The following is a 2,105-nucleotide window of genomic DNA, read 5'->3' on the forward strand; positions in this document are numbered from 1 at the left end:
ATCATCCATCCTTTATAGATCACTGATACCAACTCGAATGGCATTAGATGCCTCAGCCGCCCCATCAGACAACTTTCCCGGTGCCTGATATATGGTCTTGAAATTCCATAACTGATCTGGATCCGGAACGAGCGTCTTGAAATAATCCTGTGGCGAATGCTTCCACTGCAGACCACCATCCGCAGTCGGATTCACAAACGGCTCCACCACTTTCGCCGTATTCAACGTGTCATACGTCGCGTTGACATACGCCAAAAAATGCTGGCCAATATTCATGGTGTCCCACACCGTCCGATGGGTGTCGACAGCGGCGATATTCTTCATGTCGTGGATACCCCGAAAATCGGTATACCCGGTTCGAGCATTCATGACTGTGTCGCCGATGGACCACCCGTGGCCTTTGCTCCAATCTCCGAATCTCTTGAACTGACCATCCCAGAAATCCCTCATCACCGTGTTGTTTGGGTTAGAATGAGCGGCATTCGCGGCCTGTTTCGCATCCTGCCAACCGGAGACGAGGCGATTCCATGCCCTGCCGCCGTTCTTCAACGAATGCTGGATACCGACTACGGTGTTATGCATTCCCTCACCTAGAGCATTCCATCCCTGCCTCATCATACTCTTGGCAAAGACTTTCGCGCCGTCATGCTTCAAAGTATCCAACACGTGCTCCCGCGTTTGCATTATCCACTCGCTTCCGTCACTTAGTAGCTTATGGAATCCACCCTCGGAATCCGCGATTTTCAGAAGCTTCTTACCCCACTTAGTCGGCTGCCACAGTCTTGCGCGTAAAGCTTTTTTGTAAATTGCGTTAATCACCACCATGTCTCTTCCACCAACTCCGCGTTGGAAGGCATCTTTCGCAATGAGCCCAGCAGTGCTCTTGGCATTTGCAATCTTGCTTACAGCTTTCAAGCCGGCCCCAACATCCAATAATGCCCAGAAACCGGATACCACAACTTCCCACCACGACGCATCACCGTTCGCCTTGGCCAACAGCTTGTCCACGAACAGCAGCGCGGCCACCGCCGCGGCAGCAACGGCAATCCAACCGCCGAAGAACAACCCAATAACACCAAGGACAATGGAGGCGACCTCAAGAATCTTCACGGTAATCTGCCAAGCATCGGAATACTGCCATTGCTCCGCAAAACCATGCAACTTCGGCGATTCACGCGTGGCAGCGGCAATAGCCTTGGCCTGCTCATCGCCAGCCTTCTTATAGTTGTCGACGATCCTATGCACCGCTGCTTTGGCCGCTTCCAAATCTCTATTGGCCGTGGACAGTCCTTGCTCATACTGGTCGACCATGCTCTGCGCCTGTCTGCGTCGATCCCGTGCACGCTCATAATCCTCGTCACTGGCATCAGGGCTGAGATTGGAATACGCACTTTGCACACGATCGAATTCACGCTGGCTTGACGCTACATTCTGTTGAGCATTCGCCTGTACTCTCTTGGCATTCTCCACCTCCACGAAGGCATTGGAAGCCTGACGCTGATAGCTATCGATGTCTGAACTCCACGTGTCCAGTGCTTTCGCGACATCCCCAAACCCTGTGGCAAAGTTGCGGAAATCCTTCGGCATGGTACCAATTTTGTCAACGAACTTGGTCACCCATTCGCCGCTCATGCCTTCCTTGGTCTGCAAATGATCCAAATCATCTGCCATCTTATTGAAAGTGCCTTGCAGGTTCGAGTATCGCCCCGCCAAGTCGGCAGTGAATCCACCACTCCCAGGAACCTGATTCCCCGAATACCCGACAAAACCCCAATCCTCACCATCGAGATTCACGATATTTCCTCCCCACTCGTCGACGCATACGCGCTGGAATTCACAAACTCAATACTCACCGTATCCGCCATCGAAGCAAACAAATTAAACAAAACATCAGCAATATCAATTTGCGGAGTGGCACCAGTTACCACAAACACATGCTCCCCACACGGGATGAAAGTTCGAAGCGACGCCACATGACGATTGGTTTTACCACCCTTGTCATCAACCAACGACGTTATTGATTGCGCCCGAACCGCAGTCCCCATTTTCGGCAAATTCACTTTCTGCAACGACATGAATTCACCATCACCAAGTTCAGCCTGTTC

2 protein-coding genes are annotated in these 2,105 nt (G+C 51.8%); both read right to left on the minus strand.

The window, feature by feature from the left end; genetic code table 11:
• Nucleotides 1-12 precede the first annotated feature (12 nt).
• The gene (locus tag ACEUKI_RS10710) at nucleotides 13-1,794 is read right to left on the minus strand and encodes a putative T7SS-secreted protein (RefSeq protein ID WP_251847928.1); all 1,782 of its coding nucleotides are present in this window, start codon (nucleotides 1,792-1,794) and stop codon (nucleotides 13-15) included.
• The coding region (locus tag ACEUKI_RS10715; protein WP_374156886.1) for a hypothetical protein at nucleotides 1,791-2,105 on the minus strand (315 nt) is incomplete at its 5' end. The genes ACEUKI_RS10715 and ACEUKI_RS10710, both read right to left, overlap by 4 nt.

Origin of the sequence: Bifidobacterium sp. 2450 (genome assembly GCF_041900695.1) — a bacterium.
Lineage (GTDB): Bacteria > Actinomycetota > Actinomycetes > Actinomycetales > Bifidobacteriaceae > Bifidobacterium > Bifidobacterium longum.